The sequence below is a fragment of the Kitasatospora sp. NPDC056327 genome (assembly GCF_042261735.1).
Lineage (GTDB): Bacteria > Actinomycetota > Actinomycetes > Streptomycetales > Streptomycetaceae > Kitasatospora.
This window is the reverse complement of the sequence record NZ_JBHJRC010000008.1, coordinates 1-24,378: the sequence shown is the minus strand read 5'-3', so window position 1 is coordinate 24,378 and position 24,378 is coordinate 1. Positions and strand designations below refer to the sequence as shown.

The 24,378-nt window shown below is 76.4% G+C and carries 15 protein-coding genes, 1 tRNA gene and 1 pseudogene; 7 read left to right on the top strand and 10 right to left on the bottom strand.

Annotated elements, in window-relative coordinates; translation table 11 throughout:
• Window positions 1–59: 59 nt before the first annotated feature.
• Both ACFCX4_RS02320 and ACFCX4_RS02315 read left to right on the top strand, forming a co-directional pair.
• On the top strand, window positions 60–809 hold the full coding sequence (locus ACFCX4_RS02320; RefSeq protein WP_376138163.1) for a class I SAM-dependent methyltransferase: 750 nt from the start codon (window positions 60–62) through the stop codon (window positions 807–809).
• A 36-nt stretch (window positions 810–845) separates the two neighbouring features.
• Window positions 846–1,295, top strand: a complete 450-nt coding sequence (locus tag ACFCX4_RS02315; protein WP_376138162.1) for a GNAT family N-acetyltransferase — start codon at window positions 846–848, stop codon at window positions 1,293–1,295.
• Window positions 1,296–1,320: 25 nt separating this feature from the next.
• On the opposite strand, the gene ACFCX4_RS02310 is transcribed toward ACFCX4_RS02315, so the two are convergent.
• The 7 genes from ACFCX4_RS02310 to ACFCX4_RS02280 all read right to left on the bottom strand — a co-directional run bounded on the left by ACFCX4_RS02310 (window position 1,321) and on the right by ACFCX4_RS02280 (window position 9,975).
• Window positions 1,321–2,538 carry a hypothetical protein gene (locus ACFCX4_RS02310; protein WP_376138161.1) on the bottom strand — a complete coding sequence of 406 codons (1,218 nt, stop codon included), beginning with the start codon at window positions 2,536–2,538 and terminating at the stop codon, window positions 1,321–1,323.
• A 450-nt stretch (window positions 2,539–2,988) separates the two neighbouring features.
• On the bottom strand, window positions 2,989–3,744 hold the full coding sequence (locus tag ACFCX4_RS02305; protein WP_376138160.1) for a hypothetical protein: 756 nt from the start codon (window positions 3,742–3,744) through the stop codon (window positions 2,989–2,991).
• Window positions 3,745–3,939: 195 nt separating this feature from the next.
• Window positions 3,940–4,013 (bottom strand) — tRNA-Met (locus ACFCX4_RS02300).
• Window positions 4,014–4,135: 122 nt separating this feature from the next.
• Window positions 4,136–5,509: a PrsW family intramembrane metalloprotease gene (locus tag ACFCX4_RS02295; RefSeq protein ID WP_376138159.1), complete on the bottom strand. Its 1,374-nt coding sequence runs from the start codon at window positions 5,507–5,509 to the stop codon at window positions 4,136–4,138.
• A gap of 134 nt (window positions 5,510–5,643) precedes the next feature.
• Complete coding sequence (gene trmB, locus ACFCX4_RS02290) at window positions 5,644–6,474, bottom strand: tRNA (guanosine(46)-N7)-methyltransferase TrmB (protein WP_376138158.1); 831 nt, start codon at window positions 6,472–6,474, stop codon at window positions 5,644–5,646.
• Between the two features lie 181 nt (window positions 6,475–6,655).
• On the bottom strand, window positions 6,656–7,894 hold the full coding sequence (gene lhgO, locus ACFCX4_RS02285) for an L-2-hydroxyglutarate oxidase (RefSeq protein ID WP_376138157.1): 1,239 nt from the start codon (window positions 7,892–7,894) through the stop codon (window positions 6,656–6,658).
• Between the two features lie 653 nt (window positions 7,895–8,547).
• Window positions 8,548–9,975 (bottom strand): MFS transporter, encoded by a 1,428-nt coding sequence (locus tag ACFCX4_RS02280; RefSeq protein WP_376138155.1) that lies wholly within the window; start codon window positions 9,973–9,975, stop codon window positions 8,548–8,550.
• Window positions 9,976–11,931: 1,956 nt separating this feature from the next.
• Here ACFCX4_RS02280 and ACFCX4_RS02275 point away from each other — a divergent pair.
• The 3 genes from ACFCX4_RS02275 (at window position 11,932) to ACFCX4_RS02265 (ending at window position 16,305) form a co-directional block, all read left to right on the top strand.
• Complete coding sequence (locus ACFCX4_RS02275; protein WP_376138154.1) at window positions 11,932–14,271, top strand: asparagine synthase-related protein; 2,340 nt, start codon at window positions 11,932–11,934, stop codon at window positions 14,269–14,271.
• Window positions 14,272–14,911: 640 nt separating this feature from the next.
• The gene (locus ACFCX4_RS02270; protein ID WP_376138153.1) at window positions 14,912–15,433 is read left to right on the top strand and encodes a universal stress protein; all 522 of its coding nucleotides are present in this window, start codon (window positions 14,912–14,914) and stop codon (window positions 15,431–15,433) included.
• A 167-nt stretch (window positions 15,434–15,600) separates the two neighbouring features.
• The gene (locus ACFCX4_RS02265; protein WP_376138152.1) at window positions 15,601–16,305 is read left to right on the top strand and encodes a DsbA family oxidoreductase; all 705 of its coding nucleotides are present in this window, start codon (window positions 15,601–15,603) and stop codon (window positions 16,303–16,305) included.
• A 142-nt stretch (window positions 16,306–16,447) separates the two neighbouring features.
• Here ACFCX4_RS02265 and ACFCX4_RS02260 read toward each other — a convergent pair whose 3' ends face one another.
• The gene (locus ACFCX4_RS02260; RefSeq protein ID WP_376138151.1) at window positions 16,448–18,796 is read right to left on the bottom strand and encodes a sigma-70 family RNA polymerase sigma factor; all 2,349 of its coding nucleotides are present in this window, start codon (window positions 18,794–18,796) and stop codon (window positions 16,448–16,450) included.
• Window positions 18,797–19,133: 337 nt separating this feature from the next.
• Window positions 19,134–20,267 carry a TetR/AcrR family transcriptional regulator gene (locus tag ACFCX4_RS02255; protein WP_376138149.1) on the bottom strand — a complete coding sequence of 378 codons (1,134 nt, stop codon included), beginning with the start codon at window positions 20,265–20,267 and terminating at the stop codon, window positions 19,134–19,136.
• Between the two features lie 595 nt (window positions 20,268–20,862).
• Here ACFCX4_RS02255 and ACFCX4_RS02250 point away from each other — a divergent pair.
• Both ACFCX4_RS02250 and ACFCX4_RS02245 read left to right on the top strand, forming a co-directional pair.
• A complete protein-coding gene (locus ACFCX4_RS02250) occupies window positions 20,863–22,248 on the top strand; it encodes an NAD(P)/FAD-dependent oxidoreductase (RefSeq protein ID WP_376138148.1) in 1,386 nt (461 codons plus the stop codon).
• Between the two features lie 203 nt (window positions 22,249–22,451).
• Window positions 22,452–23,792 (top strand): annotated as a pseudogene (locus ACFCX4_RS02245) (PP2C family protein-serine/threonine phosphatase); the annotation flags it as partial.
• A gap of 279 nt (window positions 23,793–24,071) precedes the next feature.
• On the opposite strand, the gene ACFCX4_RS02240 reads toward ACFCX4_RS02245, so the two are convergent.
• The coding region (locus tag ACFCX4_RS02240; RefSeq protein ID WP_376138147.1) for a hypothetical protein at window positions 24,072–24,378 on the bottom strand (307 nt) is incomplete at its 5' end.

The following is a 24,378-nucleotide window of genomic DNA, read 5'->3' as shown; positions in this document are numbered from 1 at the left end:
TGCAGTGCCCGGACGCGGTCCGGGTGCGGCCCCGGCCGGCCCGTGGTCGGATGGCCGCGATGGCCGACCGAACCGCCCGCACCCCGCCCGCCGGCCCGCCCGCGCCCCTGGTGACCTCCCGCTCGCTGGACGAGTACTGCGGCCTCTTCGGCCTCACCCGCGCCGCGATCGCCGCCCTCCCGGGCCCGCTGCTCGACTGCCCGGGGGGCGCCGCCGCGCTCGTCGCGGAGGCCCGCCCGCTCGGCTGCCGGGTGATCGCCGCCGACCCGGTCTACGCCCGGCCGGCCGAGGAGGTCTCCGCCCGGGCGCTGGCCGCCCGGTTCGCGATGGCCGCCGCGATGGAGGCCCGACCCGACCTCTACCCGGGCCGCCGTCACCGCCCGCCCGAGCGCTACCTGCGCGGCTGGGACCGGGCCCGCCGCCTCTTCGCCGCCGACCGGGCCGCCCACCCCGGCCAGTACGTCGCCGCCGCGCTGCCCCGGCTCCCGTTCGCCGACGGCACCTTCGCCCTCGCGCTGAGCGGCTACCTGGTCTTCGCCTATCCGGACCTCTTCGGGCCGGAGCGGCAGGTGGCCGCGCTGGCCGAGCTGGTCCGGGTGACCGCGCCCGGCGGCGAGGTCCGCGTCCACCCGCTGTACGACGGCGCGGGGCGCCGGGCGGCCCACCTGGACGCCGTCCGGCACGCGCTCGGCGAGCGGCGGATCACCAGCGAGGTCCTCCTCGTGCCGGCGGGCGGCCCGGCGGACGGCCGGCCCCGGCGGGTGCTCCTGCTGCACCGGGCGGACCACCGGGCCCGGGCAGCTGGGTAAGGGGTGACAGGGGCCTGTGCCCCTATACTTCTGCCCATGACCGAGATGACGATCAGGCCGGCCGCCGCCCGGGACGCCGACCGGCTCACCGCGCTGGTCCAGAACTGTTCCGCCTACCGCGGCGAGTACGCGCCGATGATCGCCGGGTACCGGGTGACACCCGGGTACCTGGCCCGGCACGAGGTCCACCTCGCCGCCCGCGCCGGCGACGACCACCTGCTCGGCTTCTACGCGCTGATCACCGATCCGGCCGAACTCGACCTCATGTTCGTCGCCGACGAGGCGCAGGGGCTCGGTGTCGGCCGGCGGCTCGTCGCCCACCTGCTCGACCGGGCCCGCGCCCTCGGCGTCACCGGCGGCATCAGGGTGGTCTCCCACCCGCCGGCCGAGGCCTTCTACCGGCGGATGGGCGCCGAGCGGACCGGAACCTTCCCGGCGCGGCCGCCGATCGGCTGGGACCGGCCCGAGCTGCGCTTCGTGCTCTGAGCCCGTCCGCGGCGGCGGGACCCGGTCAGCCGCCGGCCGCGCCGACCGCCCCGTTCGTCCCGGTGGCCGGTGCTCCCGGCCCGTTCGCCCCATTCGCCCCGCTCACCTCCGCAGCGGTCCCGTCCGCGGTCGGCCCGCCCTGCTGCTGCGGAAGGAACACCGGAGCCTCCAGCCCGGACAGGATCTTCTCCGCCAGCCAGCTCCGGTCCGAGCCGTACGGGATCCCGTCCGCCGCCATCAGCCGCCCCGCCACCGCGTCCCGCAGCCGCCGCGCCTCCTCGGCCGGCAGCCGGGACATCAGTCCGCGCGCGGCCAGCAGCGCGTGGTACTGCTCGAAGCCGGAGCGCGGACGCTCTATGGCCTCCAGCACGCTGGGCAGGTCGGCGAGCGCCGGATCGCCCTGCATCAGGGCGAGCGCCTGGATCCGCCGCCCCTCCGAGCCGTCCGCGAACAGCTCCTGCACCTGCGTCGCGGTCAGTGCCGAGCGCCGGGCGGTCGACCGCACCTCGGCCACCACCCGCTCCGGCCCGGCCGTCCGGTCGACCGGAAGCATCGAGCCCGGCAGGTCGCCCGGCTTCTCCGTGCTGGCGCCGACCAGGCCCAGGTGCTGCATCGCCCGCATCCGCAGGTCGTCGGCGCCCACCTTGTCGCCCTTGCGGTCGTGGTCCTGCCCGGCCAGGAAGAGGTCCAGGGCCCGGTCCGCGTCGGAGAGCACCCGCGGCAGCGTCAGCCGGGTCAGCAGCCAGCCGGCCAGGAAGCCGAGCAGCAGGAAGTAGAGGACGAGCGCCGCCGCGAACGGTGCCGTGCCCGTGCCCCCGCCCAGGGCCGGGGCGAGCGCCTTGCCGAGCCGGTCGAGCCGCTCGCCCAGTGAGCCCAGCTGGGTCAGCCCGACGCCCAGCAGCACCTTGGTGAGCCAGTCCGAGACCTGTTCGAGGTTGGTGTTCGGCGCGTACGGGCCCCGGCCGCCCCCGCCCTTCCCGGTGCCGCCGTCGCCGCCGTCACCGTCCCCGGTGGAACCGCCGCGCACCCGGGGCACCCCGAACAGGAAGCCCAGCGCGCCGCCGGCCAGCGTCGCCGCGCAGGACACCACCAGCCCGCCGCCCAGCGCCTGCCAGGGGTGCGGGCGTCCCAGCGAGAACAGCACCAGCCCCAGCAGTCCCGAGCCCAGCAGCGCCCCGGCCGCCGCCCGCTGTGCCGTCCGTACGACCGCCGCGCCGCCGGCCCGTCCCGTCGCCCTCGCCATCGCCCATCACCCCCGGTGCCCGCGCCCCGCCCCTGCGGAGCGCGCGCCGACTCTAGCGGGGACGCGGTCCCCCCGACGTCCAGCGGCATGCCCCGCCGGGACCGCGGGAACACCCGCGCCGGTCCCGGAAACGCAGACAGCCCGCGGGCTGCTCCTCGGTGCCGCGGCCCGCGAGGGGCCGGGCGCCGGGGCACCGGGGATGTTCCGGTGAGCCCGCGGGCCGGGTGACTGCTGGGAATTTCGCCTGCCGGAGGCCTGGGGCCCCACCCTGCGCAGGCAGGGGCGGCTCTAGCGAGCAGCCACCTCACACATCCTGACGGAACTCAATTCAGGATCACCTCCTTTCAGTGTGCCGCCACCATAGGCAGCCCGCCGGAGGGAGGGCAACGCATTTAACGCGGGGCGTCCGACGACCGGCCCCGGCGGTCCGGGAAGGCCGGCGGAGGCCGGTCAGGCGGTCTTCGACTGGGACTTGAACACCGAGTAGTCGATGACCTGGTCGGCCGGCGGGGCCTGGACGGTCAGCGGCTTGTTGATCTCGGTGAAGTCCACCTTGCCGCTGTCCTTGCCGGTCTTCTCCAGCCGCAGCGGGTACGGGGTGCCCTCGGTGGCGACGTGCAGGACGGTCTCGCCGCCGTCGCTCTTGGACTTCACGCTGAAGGTCTTCGCGCCGTTGACGGTGCCGGCCGAGCCCTTGGTGATGTTGCTGGCGCCGCCGTCCTCGGTGAAGCTCTTGGAGAGCTCCTTGAGGTTGCACACGGTGGTGAGCTCCTTCATCTCCGGGTCGTTCTGCACGCCCGAGATGTAGCGGCCCTTGAGCAGCTCGGCGGCCTTGGCGGCCTCCGGGCCACCGCCGGCGACGTTCTTCACGAAGTCGGAGTCCGGCTTCAGGAAGACCTGCTTGCCGTCGCCCAGGAGCTCGAACCTGCCCGCGCCCGGCATGGTGACGCTGCCCTTGCACTGGCCCTGGGTGTCCACCGCGAGGTCGAGGGCCACCTTGGCGCTGTCGTTGACGATCTCGCCCACGACCTTGACCGAGGAGGCACCGGCCAGGGCCTCCTTGGCCTTCTTCTGGATCTCCTCGGCGCTGAGCTTGTCGGTGTCCAGCTTCGCCGCCGAGGAGGCCTTGTCGTCGCCGCAGGCGGTCGCCCCGGCTGCCAGCAGCAGACAGATCGCAACGGTGCCGGCAAGGCGCTTCGTGAGCATGGGTGCTTCCTAACCCGGCGCGACGATGCGCGGCCGAACGGGTGACTTGTCCGCTCAGTATGGTTGAAGCACTTTTTGGCCGATCTTGACTCGCCGCGCTGTTACAGCTTCGTGGCAGGACCGTGCCGTCCCCGCACCCGGCGAGCACGACGAAGGCCCGGAGGACGAGTCCTCCGGGCCTTCGGTGCTACTGAGTAGCGGGGACAGGATTTGAACCTGCGACCTCTGGGTTATGAGCCCAGCGAGCTACCGAGCTGCTCCACCCCGCGTCGGTGAACACCACCATACGGGGAAGTCGCGGGAATGGGAAATCCGTTCCCCGCCGCCCCGTCCACCGCTCCCGCACCACCGGTCGGACCGCGCTCCGCGCCGCCGGTCCCGCCGCCCGGCGTCACCGCCGGGCGGGCCCCCGCACGGGGTGCCGCCCGGCCCGCGACCGGGCCCAGACGGCGAAGCAGACCAGCACCGCGAAGCAGGGCACCATCAGTGCCGCGTACACCAGCAGGAAGCCGCGGGTGCCGAGGTCGGCCGCGGCGTTCCAGGTGCCGTGCAGGGCCGTCGCCAGGACGAGCCCGCCCGGCGCCGCCAGCCGGGCCGGCAGCCGGCGCCGGGCGGTGAGGGCCAGCGCCAGGCCCAGTCCGGTCAGCGCGGTGAACAGCGGGTGGGCGAACGGCGAGAGCAGGGCGCGCAGGACGAAGGTCTGCACGGTGCCGTCGAAGTCCCGCAGGCTGGGCGGCTCGCCGAGGCCGATGCTGTCCAGCCGCTGCTGCTGGTCGTCCGTGAACGCCCGCCCGAGGTAGAGCGCGTTCTCGGTGAAGGCGAAGCCGCAGGCGGTGATGCCGCCGAGGACCACCCCGGCGGCCAGCGTGCGGGGCCGGGAGCGGCCCCGCCGGTCGTCGGCGAGCGGCGGTCGGCCGCCGGGGCGCGCACCCGTCGGCGGGCGGGGGAGGGGCATCGGCCGCAGGTAGGGGCGCAGCCGCAGCCGGGCCCGGGCGTGCGGCAGCGCGAGCCGGCGCCGGTAGCCGCGCGGCGGCCGGGGGCCGGGCCGCCGGTACGGACCGCCGGGGCGGCCGCCGGGGCGCACCGTGCAGCGCGGCCGGACCCCGGGCGGCAGCAGCAGGACGAGCAGGGCGGCGCCCTTCGCGCCCTCCTCGATCACTGGGGTGACCAGGTCGGCGCCCAGCGCCTCGCCGAGGCCGCCCTGGTGGGCGGTCAGGTGGGTGCTGACCCAGCCGTTGGCGAGGATGGCCACCGTGGTGGCGGCGCAGGCGCCCCAGCCAAGGCAGAAGGCGGTGTACCGCAGCGGCACCCGGGCGGTCTGGTTCAGCCAGGCGAGGCCGCCGAGCACGAAGGGCAGCGGGACCATCGCCAGGCCGAGGCCGACCAGCAGTCCGGTGGTGCCGGTCTGGCGGCGGACCAGGTGGAGGATCAGCACGCCGCAGCCGGCCAGGGCAAGCGCGGCCGTCGCCGTGAGGGAGGAGAAGGCGACCGGTCGGAGGCCGCGGCGGGCGGCGGAGATCCGGGGCGTTCCGGTGTCCCCGGCCGCGGGGGGCGGGGCGCCGGTGGGGCCGGGGGCGTCCGTGGCGCCGGCGGAGCTCCCGGCCCGTCGCGGCCGGGGGACGCACGAGGCCGCGAACCCGGGCAGGAGCAGCCGGGCCCGGCGCCTCCGGGGCCCCGGGACGCTCCGGGTGCCCGGGCGGGGTGTCTCTCGGTCGTCGGCGGCCCGCACGGTGAGGTGGTACCCACCGTCGGACGGGGTGCTCACCCGGCACAGGGTAGGCCACGCCGCCGGCCGGCCGGGAGACGCCGGTACGGGCACCCCGGCCGGGCCGCCCGGCGGGCGTTCGGCAGCGGTCCAGCAGTGGTTCGGGAGCGGTTCGGGAGCGGTTCGGCGAGGGCTCAGCGCCGGCGGAACAGCAGGTCGTGCACCACGTGGCCCTTGGCGATGCCGGCCCGTTCGAACTTGGTGACCGGGCGCCACGCGGGCCGCGGCGCGTAGCCGGGCACGGAGCCGTCCGGGTGGTCGGCCGGCTCCAGCCAGCCGGTGCCGTCGCCCTCGGGGTGGAGGTTCTCCAGCTCGGGCGCGGCGGACAGCACGGCGAGCATCTGCTCGGCGTAGGGCTCCCAGTCGGTGGCGCAGTGCACCAGCGCGCCGGGTGCCAGCCGGGGGAGGACCAGCTCCAGGAAGGACGGCTGGATCAGCCGGCGCTTGTGGTGCTTCGGCTTGGGCCACGGGTCGGCGAAGTAGACCCGCAGACCGGCCAGCGAGGCGTCAGGCAGCATGTCGCGCAGCAGGATCACGGCGTCGCCGGCGGCCGGGCGGACATTGGTGCTGCCGTCGCGCTCCAGCAGCCCGAGCAGGTTGCCGTGCCCGGGGGTGTGGACGTCCGCCGCCAGGATGCCGGTGCCGGGGTCGGCGGCGGCCATCGCGGCGGTGGTCTCGCCCATGCCGAAGCCGATCTCCAGGGTGACCGGGAGCCCGTCGAACAGCGCCGGCAGGTCGAGCGGGGTGCCGTCGATCGCGATGCCGTACCGCTCCCAGCCCCGGTCGAGGGCACCCGCCTGGGCGTTGGTCATCCGGCCCCGGCGCGGCTGGAAGCTGCGGATGCGCCGCTCGCTGTGCTGGGCCTCGGTGGCCTTGTGCGGGTACATCGGCGCGGGGTACGCGGCGGGCGCCGCGGAGAGCCGGGCGGAGGGCGATTGCTGGGGGATCGGGGCGGTGGCAGTCACAATCACCCGAGTCTACGGGGCGGCCGGTGCCGGGCCGCGGGCTCTGTGACCGGACCCACGTCCGGCCCGTCCGGCCCGTCCGGCCGCGGCCCGGCCGTCACCGTCCGTCCCCCGGCGCGTCCGCGTCACCGTCCGGCCGTCACCGTCCGGCCGTCGGTGCCCGGGGTGCCACCGCCCGTCCTCACCGCCCGCCCGCCTCCAGCGCGGCCAGCGCCCGGCGGGCCACCTCCCGGCCGATCGGCAGCGAGGCGGTCGCCGCCGGGGAGGGTGCGTTCAGCACGTGCACCAGCCGACGGGTGGAATGCGGCCGGTCCGGGTCGAAGCCGGCGAAGGCGAAGTCGTCCAGCAGCGTGCCGTCCCGGGCCACCGCCTGGGCACGGACGCCCGCCGTGGTGCGGACCAGGTCGGCGGCGGTGACGGCGGGCAGCAGCCGCCGCACAGCGGTGGTGAACGCCCGCTTGGAGAGCGAGCGGTGCAGTTCGCCCAGCTCGTAGCGCCAGTGCCGGCGGGCGATCCGCCAGGTGCCGGGGAAGGCGGCCGTGCCGGCGAGTTCGCGCGGCCGGACGGTGCGCCAGTCGTAGCCCTCGCGGGCCAGCGCCGGCACCGCGTTCGGCCCGACGTGCACGTCCCCGTGCACGCCCCGGGTCAGGTGGACGCCCAGGAACGGGAAGGCCGGGTCGGGCACCGGGTACACCAGGCCCCGGACCAACTCCCGCCGCTCCTTGACGAGTTCGTAGTACTCGCCGCGGAACGGCACGATCCGCACCCCCGGGTCGTCCCCGGCCATCCGGGCGATCCGGTCGCTGTGCAGACCGGCGCAGTTCACCAGCACCCGGCAGCGCAGCTCGCCCGCCGACGTCTGCACGGTGACGCCGTCGGCCCGCCGGGCGACCGCCCGCAGCTCGGCACCCGTGCGGATCTCCGCCCCGGCCTCGCGGGCCAGCCGCGCGTAGGCGGCGGCCACGGCGGGGAAGTCGCAGATGCCGGTGGTCCCGATGTGGAGCCCGGCGATGCCGGTGACCTGGGGCTCGTACCCGGCGATGCCCCGGCGGTCCAGCTCGGTGACCGGGATGCCGTTGGCCCGGCCGCGCTCGGCCAGCGTGCGCAGCCGGTCCAGTTCGGCGGGCCCGGTGGCGACGATCAGCTTTCCGGTGATCTCGTGCGGGATGTCGTGGGCGCGGCAGAACTCCACCATCTCGGCGGCGCCGGCCACCGCGTACTGCGCCTTGAGCGAGCCCGGCCGGTAGTAGACCCCGCTGTGGATCACCCCGCTGTTGCGCCCGGTCTGGTGGGCGGCCAGGCCGGGTTCCTTCTCCAGCACGGTGATCCGCAGCCCGGACCGGGCCCCGGTCAGCGCGTACGCCGTGGAGAGCCCGACGATCCCGCCCCCCACCACCAGCACGTCGACGTCGTACCGCACGGCTCGCTCCTCGCCTCGCCTCGTCCGACCGTCCCCCGTCCGTCGGCGATGCTGCCACGGCGCGGGAGACCGGTCGAGGGGGCCTCGGCGGCGGCGCCGCCGCTCCGGCCGCGCCCGGCGCGCGTCCCGCCCGGCCGCCGGCGGCGGTACCGGCCGGAAGGCCGGGGCGGCCGGGACCGCCGAGGCCGTGCCGGTGCGCGCTCCCGTTCGGGGCGTGCGCCGGGGCGCGACCGACGCCCTTCCCGTGGTGGGTGTCCTGCGGTGGGTGTCCTGCCCGACGGGGCCGGCGCCGGCCGGCGGGAGGAGTGCCGGCCCGGCGTTCCGCAGGTGCCCGGGGCCGTGGTCGCGGCCGATCGCCCGCTGCCCGGCCGTCGTCCTCACGGGCGGGAGACTGCACCGAGCTGTACCAACCTGTACCGGCCTGCACCGGCGCCTGAACCGGCCCGGCGGCCGTTGGCGGGAACGCGAGACCGCGCCCTGCCCGGGGCGGGTGGAAGCGGCGTCCGCCTGCGCCGCGGCCGGGACGTGCACGGCCGCGGCAGGTGCCCGCGGGGCCGTGCGCCCTGAACGGCTACGCCCGCTCCTCCGTCTCCGCCCCTCCGCCCCTCCGTCTCCGTCCCCGTCGCCGCACGTACGCTGCTGCGGCGGGTGGTTCACGCCGGGGCGACGATCACCGTCCGGGCCCGCTCGGCCAGTTCGCGGACGCGGCGCTCGCCGTGGAACGGCTCCAGACGGCGCAGCATCTCCACCACGTACTCGCGGCTGCGCTGGGAGGAGATCCGCCCGGCCACGTCGACGGCGCGCTCGCCCGCCGCGACCGCCGCGTCGAGGTTGCCCGCCTCGGCCTCCGCCATCGCGGAGACCACCAGGCGCAGTCCGTGCGAGCGGACGAAGCCCTCGGTCGGCCGGGCCAGTGCCTCCCGGGTGAACTGGCGGACCTTGGAGGGCACTCCGAGGTCCCGGAAGCACTCGGCGGCGTCGGCGGCGAGCCGGTCGTAGGCGTAGAAGTCGATCCACGACGGGTCGGGATCGCCGGGGCGCGCCCGTTCGAGCGCGCTCTCCGCCGCCCCGAGCGCCGTCGCGCACGCCGCCGCGTTCCGCGCCTTGGCCTGGGCCCGGGCCTCGACCAGGTGGAAGAAGCTCATGGTCCGGGCGGTGGCCAGGCCCCGGTTGCGCTCCAGGGCGGCCTGGGCGAGGTCCACGGCCTCCTCCGCGAAGCCGCGGTAGCCGGCCTGGAGGCTCATCGAGGCCAGCACGTAGCCGCCGAGCGGGACGTCGGCGGCGGCCCGGGCGAGCCGCAGGGCCTGGATGTAGTAGCGCTGGGCGGCCTCGTGCTGACCGGTGTCGAAGGCCATCCACCCGGCCAGCCTGGTGAGTTCGGCCGTCGCGCCGAACAGCGCCCGGCCCACCGCGTCGCTGTACGAGGCCAGCAGCAGCGGTGCCGCCTCGACCCGCAGACACTCGGGCACCATCGACGAACGCCAGTCCCCGCCACCGTACTTGGAGTCCCAGCGACGGGCCTCCTGGGCGGCCTCGCGGAGCTTGGCGGCGTCCGAGTGGCCGACCCGGTACGAGCCGGTCTCGGCGGGCGGCCGCGGCACGTCGCGGGCCACCGAGCCGTCGGCGGGGGTGATCAGCCAGCGGGAGACCGGCGTTGCGTACGCGGCGACCGAGAAGGTGCCGGCCAGGCTGTCGCTCCAGCGGCCGCCGCCGGGTCCGCGGCGCAGGTCGAGGTCGACCCGCCACAGGTCGGTGGCGGAGCGGACCGCGTCGGGGACCTCGCGCGGGAAGGCGAGGCCGAGTTCGGGCGCCGGGTCGGTGTCGCCGAGCCCGATCTCCTCCAGCGGCACCGGACGGCCGAGCTTGCCGCCGATGGCGGTGGCGATCAGGTGCGGGACGGGGCCCTGCGGCACCATGCCCTTGCTGACCCAGCGGGCGACCGAGGTCTTGTCGTAGCGGAGCGTCAACCCGCGCTGTGCGCCGAGGTCGTTGACGCGTCGGGCCAGCCCGGCATTGCTGATCTGAGCCAGGGTCAGGAGCGTACCGAGCCGTTCGTTCGGTCCACGTGGGCTGACGGTCATGGTGGCGGCGGCACCTCCTGCGGCCTTGTGCGCGGGGCCCGGGCGGCACCGGGCCGTAGCTGCTGTACCTAGAGTAGTCGGACGCGTTCCGAGGGTTAAGAGGCCGCATTCCGGATGGCGGGATCGCGTGCCCGGCCCCGGCCGGGGGAGGGTCCGGGGTATTGGTCCGGACCACCGGGATCCGGCCGTCCGGGGGTGTGGCGGCAGCGCGCCGGAGCGGCGTGCTCCGGTCCCGTGTCGATGTGCGCCCGGCCGTGCCCCCTGGCCCGACCGGCTGGTCGGCGATTCGCTGGTGGTCGTGGGTCGGCCCGCCGTCGAGGACCCGGCGGGCCGGGGGATGCCGCCGCCTCCATCCCCGCGGGCGGTGGCGACGTCCGGGAGGGCATGCGGATGCCCTCCCGGACAGAGCGACGCCTTTCAGCCATCTCGCGATGGCCATGACAGGGCGACGTGACGGGTGGTCCGGGCCGAGGAGGGGGAGGCCCGGGCCGCCCCGTCGGGGCGCCCGCCCGGACACCCGTGCGAGCACTCGCCCGGACGTTCGACGCCCCGCCGTCCTCCACCGCGTGCCCGGCCCCGGCTCACCACCGCGACCGGTGCCACCCCCGGCCGCCCGCAGCTGCGGATCCCACCCGCGCGCCCGGCCCCGCGCCCCACTGCCGGATCCGCCCGGCCGCATGGCTGCTCGGTGATGCGCTGCCGCCCGCCGGTTACCGACCGCGTATCCGCCTCGGGCTTGCCCGGGCGCCTCGCTTCCCGGCCGCGCTGCTGGTGCTGTGGCCGTCCCTCCGCGGGCACCCCGGGGGATCTGGTCCGTGCGCCTCCTCCGTCCGACCGCGTCGCCCGCGGATTGTCGTCGGCCGGTTCCGCCCGAGTGCACGGCTGCCCGCCGACGTTGCCGGCGCCCGCCGGTCGGCGCGCGTGCGGGGCTCGCCCGGACGCCCCGTTCGACGGCCTCGTCCGCGCGCCGTCCTTCACCGGCCCCGTCCGGGCGTCCGGCTGTGCTCCCGCGGCTGTGGGTCCGGCCCGGACACGTCGGACCTTCCCGGGCGGTGTTGCCCGGCGCCGCCGTCGCCCGCCCGTGGGCCCCGTCCGACCGACCCACCTGCGCCGGTCCCGACCCTGCGGCCGCCGCGCCGGTCCGGCATGCCGTCGGCCGTACCTGCGGCCTCGACCCCGGTCGCCCCCGGGGTGGTGCCGCCTGTCCGTGGACGCGCGTGCGGGTCTCGTCCGTGCGCCCCGCCGCCGGATCGTCATCCACCGGGCCCGGTCCGGCCCGTACCCGGCCGCCTTGCCCCCGCCGTAGGACCGCGGCCCGCTGCCCCCGCACCGTCGCCGCACCTGGCCGCCGTGCCCCCGGGCGCACGGTCGACGCCTCGGGATCCTGCCGCCTCCCCGTGGACGCACGCGCGAGGTTCGTCCCTGCGTCTGTGCGAGGTCCCTGCTGCCGGGCGTCGTCTGCCGGCAACGCCCGGGCATCTGGCCGTCGTGCCGGGTCGGCCCTGCACCCGGCCGCCTTGCCTCTGCCGCAGGACCACGGCCCGCTGCCCCGCCCCCGCCCCGGTCCTGCATGCCGCCGGCCACCCCTGTCCCACGATCGGTGGTTCAAGGTGGAGCTGCCTGTCCGTGGACGCGCGTGCGGGTCTCGTCCGTGCGCCCCTTGCGGGCGCCCCGCTGCCGGATCGCCGTCCGCCGGTGCCGTCCGGGCACTCCGCCGTCGTGCCCGGCCCGCACCCGGCCGCCCCGCCCCCGCCGCAGGACCACGGCCCGCTGCTCCCGTGCGAGGACCGGAAACGACAACTCCGGTCACCGGACGCGCAACCGGTGGCACCATGTCTTCTGACGGCGCGCCGGATCACGGTGGGCGCCCGCCGCGGCGCGCCACGGGCCGGCCATGGGGGACCGCCCGGGAACGGGCGCGCCGCGCGGTGCAGGTCCTCGTCCGGTGGAGGCGTGATGCGGTGGCTGACGGGCTGGTGCACGGCTGCGTCCCGGCCGGGCGCGCCCCGGCCCGGTGCGTCGGCCCCCGAGCCGGCCGGCGCGGTCGCCCCGATCGCCGCCCGGCCCCTGTGGCCCGGCCCCGACCCGCTCTGGGCGGTCGGCGACTGGCGCCCCGAGGAGATCCGCCTGGTCACCCTCCGGCCCGGTGCCCCCGCCCTGGTCACCACCGGCCCCACCGCACCCGACCCGGTCGAGCCCGGCCCCGCCACCGTCCGGCTCGCGGTGATCGGCCATTGCGGTGCCACCGACGCGGAGCTCGCCGCCGGCCTGGCCGCCGCGCGCGGCGGCGCCGTCCGCCACCTCACGGCCTGGCCGGGCAGCTACACCGTGGTGCTGCGCAGCGGCACCCGCTCCACCGTGCTGCTCACCGACCTCGCGGGCGTCCGGCCGGTGTTCCACACCCCGTGGGCCGGGGGCACCGCGTACGCCACGGCCGCCCTGCCGCTCGCCGACCTGGTCGGCGCACCGCTGGACACCGGCCACCTCGCCGCCCGCCTGGCCTGCCCCGAGGCGCCGGAGGCCCTCGGCACCGGCACGCCCTACCTGGGCGTCCAGCGGGTGCCGCCCGGGCACGCGCTGGGCATCCGCGACGGGCGGCCGTACCTGTCCCGGTACGACGAACCGGGCGGCGGCGGGTACGGGCGCGGCGAGGCGGCGGCCGTCCGGGAACTCACCCGGGCGCTGCTGGAGTCGGTCCGGTTCCGGGTGCGCACCGGCCCGGCCGGGGCCGTGCCCCGCCCGTACGCGCCGCCGGTGCCCGGTCCGTCGGGGCGTGCCCGGCTGGGCGTCGACCTCTCGTACGGGACGGCGTCCGCCACCGTCGCGCTGCTCGCCGCTGCCGTCCCGCTCGCGGGCGCCGGCACCGCCGTGCCGCGTCGGCCCGGACCGCCGGCCGCCGAGTCGGGACGGCCCGCCGGGCGCGGAACGTCGGCCGGGGGCGCGTTGCCTCCCGTGCCCGCCCCCGGAGACGGCCCTGCCCCGGGCGCCCCGGATGCGGCTACCGCCCGGACGGGGGCGGTCAAGGGCTCCTGGGCCCGCCGCAGCACCGCCCGGCCGCGGACCGCGCCCGAACAGCTCGCCGCCGTCACCTTCGGCGAGGCCGCGGGACCGGGCGCACCGGGCGGTTCCGGTGCGGCCGGTCCCGTTCCGCCGGCCCCGGCGCTCGTCCCGGACCTCCCGAGGCTGCGCCACACCGTGCTCGCCCCCGGCCCGGACACCCTTCCGTACGCCGCGCTGCGCACCGATCCGACAGCCGGCCGGCTCACCGACGAACCCGGGCCGGAACTCGTCACCGCCGCGTGGGCCGAGGCCCGCTTCGAGGCGGGCGGCGCCGACCACCTGACCGGCTACGGCGCCCGGCAGGTCCTGGACGGGCACCCGGCCCGGCTGGCGGACCTGGTCCGGTCCGGCCGGGCGCGCGAACTCCTCTCCCCGGTGGCCGCGTTGGCGGGCGCCGACCGGGCGTCCGCCGGCGTCCTGGCGGGTGCCCTGCGGACGCCGCTCACCGTGCTGCGCGCCGCCCACCGGCTCGCCCGGATCCGGTACGCGGACGCGCTCGACGACACGGCCGTGCGGCTGGCCCTGCGCCGCGCGTCCGACGGCGACGGCACGGCCGGCACGCGCTCGGCGGACGACCTCGCCTGGGCGGTCCCGGGGCCGGCCGCCCGCTGGCTCTCCGACGAGGCGCTCTCGTCCGTCGCGCAGCGGCTCCGGCTGGCGGCGCGCGAACCGGCGCCCGGGGAGCACCCCGGCGCGTACCGGGCCCGGCACGCCCTCCACCGGCACGCACGCGGGTTCCGCACCCTGGTGCACGCGACCGAGCAGCCCGGCCAACGGCTGCACGCGCCCTTCCTCGACAACCAGGTGGTGCGCGCCGCCCGGCTGCTCCCGGACGACGTCCGGCTCCAGCCCGGTGCCCGCCCGGCGCTGCTGCACGCCGTCCTGGTGGGGGCCGGGCGCACCGACCTGCCGTCCGACTGGGGGCGCGCGCCCCGCCCCGACCGCGCCGCCGCCGCCCGGGCCGGCCTCCGGCTCGCCGCCGACGGCCTGGCCGAGCTCTTCGACGCGCCCCTGCTCGCGGAGGCGGGTCTCATCGACCTCCCGGCCGTCCGCACCGCCCTCACCCGGGCCGCCGACCGGACCGCCCCCCTCCCGCCCGCCGCCCTCGCCGGCCTCGCCGACCTGGTCGCCACCGAACTCTGGCTCCGCCGCGTCCACGCCCGCCGCCACGGCGCCTGCTGGACCGGCCTCCCCCACCCCACCCGCCCCGCCCTCGCCCCCTCCCGCTTCTCCTGACCCCACCCCGGCCCCGCCTCACCCCACCCGCCCTGCCCCTGCACCCGTCGGCAGAAATATGCAGACCGGTCTACTTAATCTTCCTCCCTATCTCCCTCCGCCCCTTCTCGCCCGCGCAGGAAGTCGGCCCACCCGACTTCCTGCGCACATCCACTCCACCCCCGCTACGAATATGCAGACCGGTCTACTTAGTTCACCCCGTCTTTCCCTGCCGGCTCGCACAGGAAGTCGGCGGGCCCGACTTCCTGTGCGAGCCCCACCCGGCCATCCCTGAATTCCTGGCCCGACCCACCCGGCTCGCCCATTCACCTTCACGGGTGTGCACAGGAAGTCGGCGGGCCCGACTTCCTGTGCACACCGACCCCGCCATCGCTCGCAAATATGCAGACCGGTCTACCGAATCCCACTAAATCCAGTAGACCGGTCTACATAATTTCTTCCCCAGGTATTTTCTCCGACCCTCACCGGCCCTACCCCCCCCACCTCTCCCCTCCGGAGCGAAAAGTCGGCCCGTCCGACTTCCTGTGGGGCCTGTCGTCTCCGCGCCTCACGTTCGGCACCCGGCGCGGCTCGGCTGTGGGGCGGCGTGGGGCGGCGATCATGGCGGGACACCCTCCTCCCCCTGCCCACGGAGGCCGTCGTGACCAGTGCCAGCCCGGATCCGTCCGTCCCCGTCGTGCTCTCGGTCCTGGGGCGGCCGCCGACGGGGCGGCCGCCCGGGGTGCTCGCCGCGTGCGACGGGTCGGACGGCTCGCTCTGGGCCCTGGACCGGGCGATGACCGAGGCGGAGTCGCACGGCCTGCCCCTGTACGTGCTCGCCGTGGTCAACCCCGCGCCCACCGGCTACCCCCCGGGGATGGCCGAGCTGGTCCAGGAGAGCGTGGAGACCCTGGTCGAGTCGATGGCCGACGGCCTGCGCCGCTCGGTGGCCACCGTCCAGCAGGCCCGCCCCCACCCCTGCACGGCGGAGCTGTCGCTCCACGTGGTGCTCGGCAACGTGATCGAGGTCCTGCTCGCCGCCTCGGCCCGCCAGCACACCGTGGTGGCGGGCACCCGGGGCAACGGCGGCTTCACCCGCCTGCTGCTGGGCTCGGTGACCAGCGCCCTGGTCCACCACGCGGCCTGCCCCGTCCTGGTCGTCCCGGCCCCGGCTGAGGTCTGAGGGCCCGAGGGCCATAGGACCTGGGGGCCCGCGGAGGCGTCCGGATTCGAGCACCCGGGGCTCCGGACCGGCCAGGACCGGGGCGCCCGCCGGGAATGTCCGGAGTTGGTTCATCGTTCACCGACTTCGGACCGTACGCCCACCCCACCTCCCCTGGAGCCCCCGTCATGAAGGTCGAGATCTACTCCGACATCGCCTGCCCCTGGTGCTACATCGGCAAGCGCCGGTTCGAGCAGGCCCTCGAAAGCTTCTCGGGCAAGGAGAACGTCGAGGTGGTCTACCGGCCGTACCAGCTGGTGCCGGACGCGCCGGCGACGGCGAGCCCGCACCGGGAGTGGCTGGCCGAGCGCTACGGCCCGCAGTCCGTCGCGATGGACGCCCGGGTCGCCGAGCTGGGCCGCACCGAGGGCATCACCTACGACTTCGACGCCGCCCTGCACGCCAACACCTTCCTCGGCCACCGCCTGCTGCACCTTGCCGAGACCGAGTACGGCGCTGCCGCCCAGGGCCGGGTCAAGGAGGCCCTGCTCAAGGCGCACTTCACCGACGGCGTGGACGTCGGCGACCGCACCGCGCTCACCGAGGTCGCCGTCGCCGCCGGTCTGGACCGCGACCGGGTGACCGCCTACCTCGCGGGTGACGAGGGCACCGCCGAGGTCCGCGCCCAGCTGGCCGAGGCCCGCGAGATCGGGATCACCGCCGTGCCGACCTTCGTCTTCGAGGGCAAGTGGGCCGTCCAGGGCGGGCAGGAGGCCGAGACCTTCAGCCGGGTGCTGGAGCAGGTCGCCACCGAGATCGGCGAGCGCCGGCCCGCGCCGGTGCAGGTCGCCCCGGCGGGCGAGGCGTGCGCGGACGGCTCCTGCGCCGTCTGAGCCCGGGCACGCGCCCCCGAGGCCCGCTTCAACCGTCCGCCCTCGCCGGCCCGGGCTCTCCACGCCCGACCCAGGCCCCGACCCAGGCCCCGGCCCCGGCGGACGAGGCGTCCGATCGGCCGCGTCCGATCGGCCCGCCCGGTCAGACGCACCTGAAGCGGGCCTCGGCCCAGTCGGCGACGCTCAGCGCCGACCAGATGCCGTTCACCGGCGTCACCACCAGCCGGATCGACTTCTGCCCGTCCAGCGGCACGTGCACCGGCACCGCCGGGTCCCCGGCCCGCAGCGCCCGGGAACTCCACAGGGTCCGCCCGTCACCGCCCTGCACCGAGAAGACGACGCCCCCGATCGACACGGTCAGGTCGTCCACCCCGGCCACCGCGTCGAAGGACGTGCAGGTGCGGTTGAGGTCGATCAGCGTGGTCGCGGGCGCGTGCACGGTGATTCCGTGCCGGTACTCGGTGCCGTCCACCGAGACGGTGTTCCGCTGCCAGAACCAGTCGCTCCCCTTCTGCCGGATGCTCGGCTGCGGCGGCGGCACCCGGTTGTTGCCGGGCTTGACCACGGGCAGGTCGTCGGCCCAGAAGTCGGTCGGCACCGGCGGCGTCGGGATCACCGGCGGCACGCTCGGCGCGATGGTGGGCGTCGGGATCACCGGCGGCTCGGGCGTGGGCAGCTTCGGCAGTTCCGGCGTCGGCAGCGTCGGCAACGGGGGCAGGCTCGGCAGCGGCACCACCGGCACGGTGGGCGGCGGTGTGGCGGGCGCCGTGGACCTGGTCGGCCTCGGCGTCGGGGACGGCGCCGCCGTGGTCGCCCGTGAGGTGCTCGGCGCGGGTGACGGCGGGGCCTTGGGCGTCGCACCGGGCCCCGCCGGCGCGGGCGGCGCGGGCGGCGCCGACTCCTCCACCGGTTCCGGCTCGGCGCTGTCCGGTTCCGGTTCCGGGGCGGGCAGTGCGGGCGGTGCGGGTGCGGCGGCCGGCGGCGCGGGCGCGGCCGGGGCGGAGACCGGGGGAGCCGCCGCCGGGGGCTTCGCCTCTGGCGAGCCGGTGAGCGCGTATGCGGCGACGGCGGCCGCCGCCACCGCGATGGCGGCGGCGATCCCGGCCTTGGCCGCGGTGCCCAGGCCCTCCCCGGCCGCACCCGCTCCGGCACCGCCGGCCCCGCCGGAGGCCCCGGCGCCCGCGGCTCCCGCACCTCCGGCGGCACCGCCCGCCGAACCGGCGGCACCCGACGCCCCCGCCGCCGCACCTCCTGCCGCCGCGCCTCCCGTCGCCGCGCCCCCCGCCGCGACGGCCGCGGTCCCGGCGGCCGCCCCGCCGACCACCGCCGCCCCACCCACGGCGGCCGCGGCGGCACCGAAGCCGCCCACGCCGACCCAGACCAGCACCCCGCCGGGCAGCAGCGCGCGCAGCCCGTGGTTGATCTCGGCCAGCTCCAGGCACGCGGCCGTGCACCGGTCGCACTCCTTGAGGTGCCGCCCGACCTCCGCCGAGGCACGCTTGCGCAGCGAGCCCCGCGCGTACGCGCCGAGCCGGTTGGCGTACGCCTCGCAGTCCCGCTCCTGGCTGCCCGAGACATGGGCCTGCAGGAACCCGGCGGCGAGCCGGTCTCGGGCCCGGTGGGCCTGGACGGCCGTCGCGTTGGCGGTCTTGCCCAGCATCACCGCGACGGTCTTCGGGGACTCCCGTTCGACCTCGGTGTGCCAGAGCACCATCCGGTCGTCCTCGGGCAGCTCGGCGTAGGCCTGCATCACCATGCGCTGGTCGGCCAGCGCCATCGCCCACGCGTCGGCCCCCGGGTCGGCCAGGTCGAGGTCGACGACGGCGGCCGAGGTCTGTGCGAACACGCTGAAGTCGTCGACGAGTTGCTCGCGCCGCTCACTGCGGGTCCAGGCCGCCGCGACGTTCCGCACAGCGGTCAGCAGATAGGCGCGGACGGCGAACTCGGGTCCCTTGCCCGCCCTCAGCGCCTGCAGGGTGCGGGCGAACACCTCACCGGCCAGGTCCTCGGCGGTGAAGCTGTCGCGGCAGCAGGTCCGGGCGTAGCGGCGGACCGAGTCGACGTGCCGGCGGTAGATCTCCTCGTACGCGGTGTCGTCCCCCGCCCGCACGAGCGCCGTCAACTCGGCGTCGGACGGCGGGCGTTCGCCGTCGACGGGATCGGCGGGCGCGGGCACGGTCGGCCGCACCGGGGCGCCGGCGCCGACGAAGGCCTCCGGGGCGACTCCGCCGCGCCCGGCGGGGGCCTGTCCCGGCACCCGGCCCGGGGGGAGCGCGGCGGCGGAGGCGGAGAGCGTCTCGCGGCTGGGCATCCCGGCCTGGTCCGGGACCTGGCCCGCCGGAAGGTGGCCGGGCGGAAGGTGGCCGGGCGGAAGGTGGCCGGGCGCGCCGGTGCCGCCGGCCGGGCCGTCGGCGCTCCGGTCGGGCCCGCCCCCGGCGGACCGTCCGAAGTCGAGGCCGTAGCCGTGGTCGTTCTGTTCCTCGGCGCTCACAACGGTCCCCAGATTCCACGACAGCCCCCGTAGTGTGGCAGGGCGCGCGGGAGTGCGTGGGCGCACGATTCCCCGCTGCACGGCGCCGAGAGCGCGCGAACGGCGCGCATCGGGACATTGGCTCCAACCACGGGCAAAGGATGGCATAGCGCAGAGTTGGGCGGTAGCCGGACCGGCCGTGACCCACTCTTCCGTGGGGCCGTCGCGGATGTGTTCGCCCCGTGCCCGGTGTCCCGGGTGACCTCGGTCGCTCCGGGCGCGCGACCCGTTCCCGTGCGCAGCCCGGTTCTCAACCTCCTTGCCCCGTCAGGACGGTGGCCGTCCGGTGCGGTGACCTTCAGCGGGCCCGCAGGCCGTCCAGCAGGATCTGCAGCAGCCGGTCGGACGGGCCCTCGGCGGGTTGACCGTCCGCCTGCCGACCACTCGCCGACAGCGGGGCGTCGAGCGCCCCGGGCACCTGGCCCGCCGCCACGCCGGAGGCCGCCGGAACCGGGCCGCCCGCCGCACCACCGCGCCAGGCGTGCACCGGCACGGACGCCGTCAGCACCAGCACCACGTCCGCGACGGTGACGCCGGGCCGCAGCTCGCCGGCCGCACCCGCGCGCGCCACCAGCGCCGCGAGCAGCTGCAGCAGCAGCCGCGGGTCGGCGTCGGCGACCAGTGCCGCCTCGCTCTCCGCCGGGGAGGTCCCGACGGCGGTGTACCCGGCGCCCACGGCCGCGCCGGCCGACGGCTCGTACCGTGGCGGCCCGAACCCGCCGCCCGCGCCGCCCGAACCGGCGCTACCCGCGCCGCCGCCGGGGCCCACGCCACCGGTGCCCGCGCCGGCCGGACCGGCGGCCTCCGGCGAGCGCTGCTCGGGCACCCGCCCCAGCTCCTCCGCGTACCGGAACGCCTCCGGCGGCAGCAGCCGCCCGGCCCCGGTGGACACCGCGCGCGCCAGGTACCCGGCCAGCGCGTCCCACGCGCCCGAGCCGCCGTACAGCGACTCGCGCGCCTGCGCCGTCAGCCACGCGACCTCCTCGGCCGCGATCCGCTGGACCAGCACCTCCTTGCTCGGGAAGCGCCGGTACACCGTGCCGACACCGACCCCGGCCCGCCGCGCCACCTCCTCCATCGGCGCGCCGTAGCCGAACTCGCCGAACACCTCGCGCGCCGCACGCAGCACGCTCTCCAGGTTCCGGCGGGCGTCGACCCGCAGCCGCGCCCCCGGCGGGGGCCCGCCGGCCGGTGTCAGCTCGCCGGCCCGGTACGGGACCGCCGCGTACGCCGTCCCGGACGCCCCGGCACTCGCGGGCAGCCCGGATCCACCGGACAGCCCGGACCCGCCGGGCAGACCGGAGCCACCGGACAGCCCGGATCCTCCGTGCAGCCCCGCTCCGCCGGGCAGTCCGGGGACGCCGGTGAGACCCGGCACTCCGCCCGCCCCGGGCGGCCCGGCCGCCTCGGCCGGGCCGCGTTGCTCCGGCACCACACCCTGGCCAGGGTGTGCCGCACCCGTTCGCCCCAACAGTCGCTCCTGTTCCATCATCCCAACTCTCCCCCGCAGGCACCCGGTTCCGGGCCCTGCCGTCGCCCGCCCCTGCACCCCCCGGTGCAGCTAAGCCTGAAGGAAATGACCGATGACCCATCGCTCGTGCCGTTGGTGGTGCCGCCCAGGTGACGCCCGGCCGTGGGTGCGGCCGTACGCAGGACCACCCGGACCCCGATCAGGCGGGCGCCGCCGGTCCGATCGGTGCGATCGGGCCGGTACAACGGCGCCCGTCCGGGGCCCTGTCCGGGGACTACCCTTCCCCGGATCACGGTCCCGCAGTCGGGTTCCCCAGCCAACACTAGAACTGGCCGTAATGGCCGCTCCACGGTGCGTCGCCGCCAGTTGACATGGCAGTGGCCGCGCCGCCACACAATCCGACCATAGTTCACCGCAGTTCGCGGCCGAAAGTGCGTCAGAAACTCACCCCGGCAGCACATCCGTCCCCTCCCGGCGCGATCCGCCCCGTCCGTCACGGTACGGATGGTGGACAAGACGCCGCCGACGGTCCTTTATTGGGGGTCGTGATGGGGGCATGCCCGGTCGAAGGCGGGTGGCGGACCCCCGGGACGGGAGGTGCGCCATCAGGATCCTGATCGTCGGCGGAGGGTGTGCGGGCATGTCCACCGCGCTCCACCTCCAGCGCGCCCTGCGCGAGCGGCTGCGCCGCGGGGAGGCCCGTATCACCCTGGTCGAGCCGCAGGCCTACCTCACCTACCACCCGCTGCTCGCGGAGGTCGCGGCCGGCAGCATCGACCCCCGTCACGTGGTCGTCCCGCTCCGCCGCGAACTCACCGGGTGCAGGGTGCTCACCGCGCGGATCACCCGGATCGAGCACACCACCCGCCGGGCCTGGGCCGACGCCGCCGCCCCGGGTGAGCCGCCCGCGCCGGTCGAGCTCGACTACGACGTCCTGGTGCTCGCCCCCGGCTCGGTCTCCCGCACCGCGTCGGTGCCCGGGCTGGCCGAGCACGGCCGCGGCTTCTCCACCGTCGGCGAGGCCGTCGGCCTGCGCAACCACGTCCTGGAGCAGCTCGACCTGGCCGCCACCACCCGTGACCCCGCGCTCCGCCAGGCGGCGCTCACCTTCGTCTTCGTCGGGGCCGGCTACGCGGGCGTCGGCGCGCTCGGCGAACTGGAGGACATGGCCAGGTACGCGGTCCGCGGCCACCACAACATCACCCCCGACGACCTGCGCTGGGTGCTGGTCGAGGCCACCGGCCGGATCCTCGCCGAGGAGTCCCCGGAACTCGCCGACCACACCCTGGCCCAGCTGCGCGAACGCAGCGTCGACGTCCGGCTCCGCACCACCCTGGAGTCGGCCGCCGGAGGAGTGATGACGCTCTCCGACGGCAGCCGCTTCGCCGCCCGCACCCTGGTCTGGACGGCCGGGATCCGTCCGAACCCGCTGCTGCGCGACACCGATCTGCCACTGGACACCGCCGGCCGGGTCCGCTGTCTGCCCACCCTCCAGGTGCTCGGCCCGGACGGCCGCGCGCTCCCGGGGGCCTGGGCGGCCGGGGACTGCGCCGCGGTGCCCGACCCCCGCGCGGACGGGGCGCCGTGCGCGCCGAACGCCCAGCACGCCTTCGCCCAGGCCGAGCTGCTGGCCGCCAACGTGCTCGTCGCGCTGGAGGGCGGGCCGCACGCGCCGGGCATCACCGCGTACCGGCCCGAGGCCCCGGCCTGCTCCACCTCGCTGGGTCTCGGCCGGGCGGTCGCGCACACCAGGCGCGGCGGACGGCTCACCGGCCGCCGCGCCTGGTGGCTGCACCGGGCCCGCCACCTGCGACGGCTGCCGAGCGGCGAGCGGCGGGTGCGGGTCCTGGTGGACTGGGCGCTGGCCGGACTCTTCTCCCGCGAGGTCGTCCCGATCGGCCGCCCCGACCTGCCGGAGGCGGCCGGCGAGCGGCCCGTGTGAGCCACTCCGGCGGGTGACCCGGGGCCACCCGATCGGAGTACGGAGGAGGCCTCCGGACGGACCCGACGACCGGGCCTGGCGCGGACGACTTCCGGAATCGGGCCTCCGCCTGACAGGATCTGCCCGACCGAGTCATTACCCCGTGTGCTGACGAGTGCACAAAAAGTGATGATATGCCCGGAACCCGAGGAAGCGGCCGTCGTTTGAACCTCATGCGCTGGAGCGCCCGGCTCACCGGAGTCCCGTGGCGTGCCACCCCGCCGTCCGGGGCCGCCACCGGACGCGGCACGCCGTGCGGCGACGCCGTCGTGGTGCCCGGCCCCCGTGATCCCACCGGCCCCGCCGGACCGGCCGACACCCCGGACGCCCTCGACCCCACCGGAGTGCTCGACCCCCACCGGCCCCAGGACCTCCGCGAGGTCCTTAACCGGATCCCCGCCCCGGTCGCGGTCACCTACGGCCCGCTGCACCAGCTCGGCTACGCCAACCGCGCCTACCGCGAACTCTTCGGCGAGCGCCCCACCGGCCTGCCGGCCTGCGACGCGCTGCCCGAGCTCGGCACCCTCGGCGTCCTGCCGCTCATGGACCAGGTGATCCGCGGCGGCAGCCCCCGCAGCGTCAAGGCCCGCTGCATCCTCGGCCTCACCGGCAACCGCTACTACAACGTCTCCTGCGTCCCGCTCACCCGCGACCCGGTCCGCACCGGCCCGGACGAGCCCGTCGCGGCCGTCCCCGCCACCCACGACCCCACCACCGGCGTCCTGGTCTTCGCCGCCGAGGTCACCGACCAGGTCCTCGCCGCCGCCCGGCTCCGCGAGGCCGAACGCCGCCAGCGCGAGGCGGCCGTCACCCTCCAGCGCAGCCTCCTCCCGCAGAAGCTCGACCAGCCGGCCGGCCTCCGGGTCGCCGCCACCTACCAGCCGGGCGGTGCCGACGCCGCGGTCGGGGGCGACTGGTACGACGTCATCGCCGTCGACGGGGGCCGCACCGCCCTGGTGATCGGCGACGTGATGGGCCGCGGCCTGCGCGCCGCCGCCGTCATGGGCCAGCTGCGCACCGCCGTCCGCGCCTACGCCCGCCTCGACCTCCCGCCGCACAAGGTGATGAGCCTGCTCGACGGCCTCGCCATGGAGATCGACGCCAACCAGATCGCCACCTGCACCTACGCCGTCTGGGACCCGCAGCGCCACACCCTCGGCTACGCCTCCGCGGGTCACCTCCCGATACTGCTGCGCTGCCCCGACGGAACCGTCCTGCGCAGCGAGGAACAGAACGGTCCGCCCCTGGGCACCGGGGGAGGCGTCCACATCACGCACACCCTCCGCCTGCTGCCCGGCACCACCGGCGTCCTCTACACCGACGGCCTGGTCGAGCGCCGCGACGAGGACATCGACCAGGGCCTGGACCTCCTCGCCCGGACCCTGGCCGGCGCGGTCGGCGCCCCCGACGTCGTCTGCTCCCGCCTGCTCCGGGCGATGGGGGTGAGCTCCGACCACGACGACGACGTCGCGGTCCTCGCCTTCCAGCTCCCGGCCGGGGAGGGATCCCCCGAACGGACCCCGGAGCTTGACCCGGCCACCCAAGAGGTCTAGTGTTCTTCGAGCTGCCTGGCTGGGAGCACCGGACACGCGTCTGCGCGGACGGTCCCGGGGCGGCCAATCCTCTGAAACACCACCTCTTCCCTGTTCGGGCCGAGGCGTGTCGCGTTTTGTTTCGATGCGTTCCGGCTCAGGGTTTGTTCGGTGTGCCTGTTTTCGGGGATTGCGGTCGGATTCGCTTTTCGGAGCGGGGTTCGGCTAGAGTTTGAAACGTCGGACGGGGCGTCAAGCCGCAGAAGACGCCAGCGAGTTGGATGAGGGAAGCGCCGGAAACGGCACGGAAAACATCTGATAAGCTGGAGACACGAAAGAACGAAGCGCCCGGAGGGCCGGTGTGAAAGCCGCCTGAAGGAAGCGTCCGTTCCTTGAGAACTCAACAGCGTGCCAAAAGTCAACGCCAGATATGTTGACATCCCCGGCCTCGGTCTTCGGATCGTGGTTGGAGATTCCTTTTGAAATAACACTAGCGAGGACGCAGTGCGCGGGGCCATCCATTCCGGTGGTTGCCGTGCCGCTCTGCGCGGGTGTGAAC

Excerpts from the sequence above, each read along its gene's own strand:
- ACFCX4_RS02320 (WP_376138163.1), top strand. The coding sequence starts at position 60 with ATGGCCGACCGAACCGCCCGCACCCCGCCCGCCGGCCCGCCCGCGCCC.
- ACFCX4_RS02315 (WP_376138162.1), top strand. The coding sequence starts at position 846 with ATGACCGAGATGACGATCAGGCCGGCCGCCGCCCGGGACGCCGACCGG.
- ACFCX4_RS02310 (WP_376138161.1), bottom strand. The coding sequence starts at position 2,538 with ATGGCGAGGGCGACGGGACGGGCCGGCGGCGCGGCGGTCGTACGGACG.
- ACFCX4_RS02305 (WP_376138160.1), bottom strand. The coding sequence starts at position 3,744 with ATGCTCACGAAGCGCCTTGCCGGCACCGTTGCGATCTGTCTGCTGCTG.
- ACFCX4_RS02280 (WP_376138155.1), bottom strand. The coding sequence starts at position 9,975 with ATGACCGTCAGCCCACGTGGACCGAACGAACGGCTCGGTACGCTCCTG.
- ACFCX4_RS02275 (WP_376138154.1), top strand. The coding sequence starts at position 11,932 with ATGCGGTGGCTGACGGGCTGGTGCACGGCTGCGTCCCGGCCGGGCGCG.
- ACFCX4_RS02265 (WP_376138152.1), top strand. The coding sequence starts at position 15,601 with ATGAAGGTCGAGATCTACTCCGACATCGCCTGCCCCTGGTGCTACATC.
- ACFCX4_RS02250 (WP_376138148.1), top strand. The coding sequence starts at position 20,863 with ATGCCCGGTCGAAGGCGGGTGGCGGACCCCCGGGACGGGAGGTGCGCC.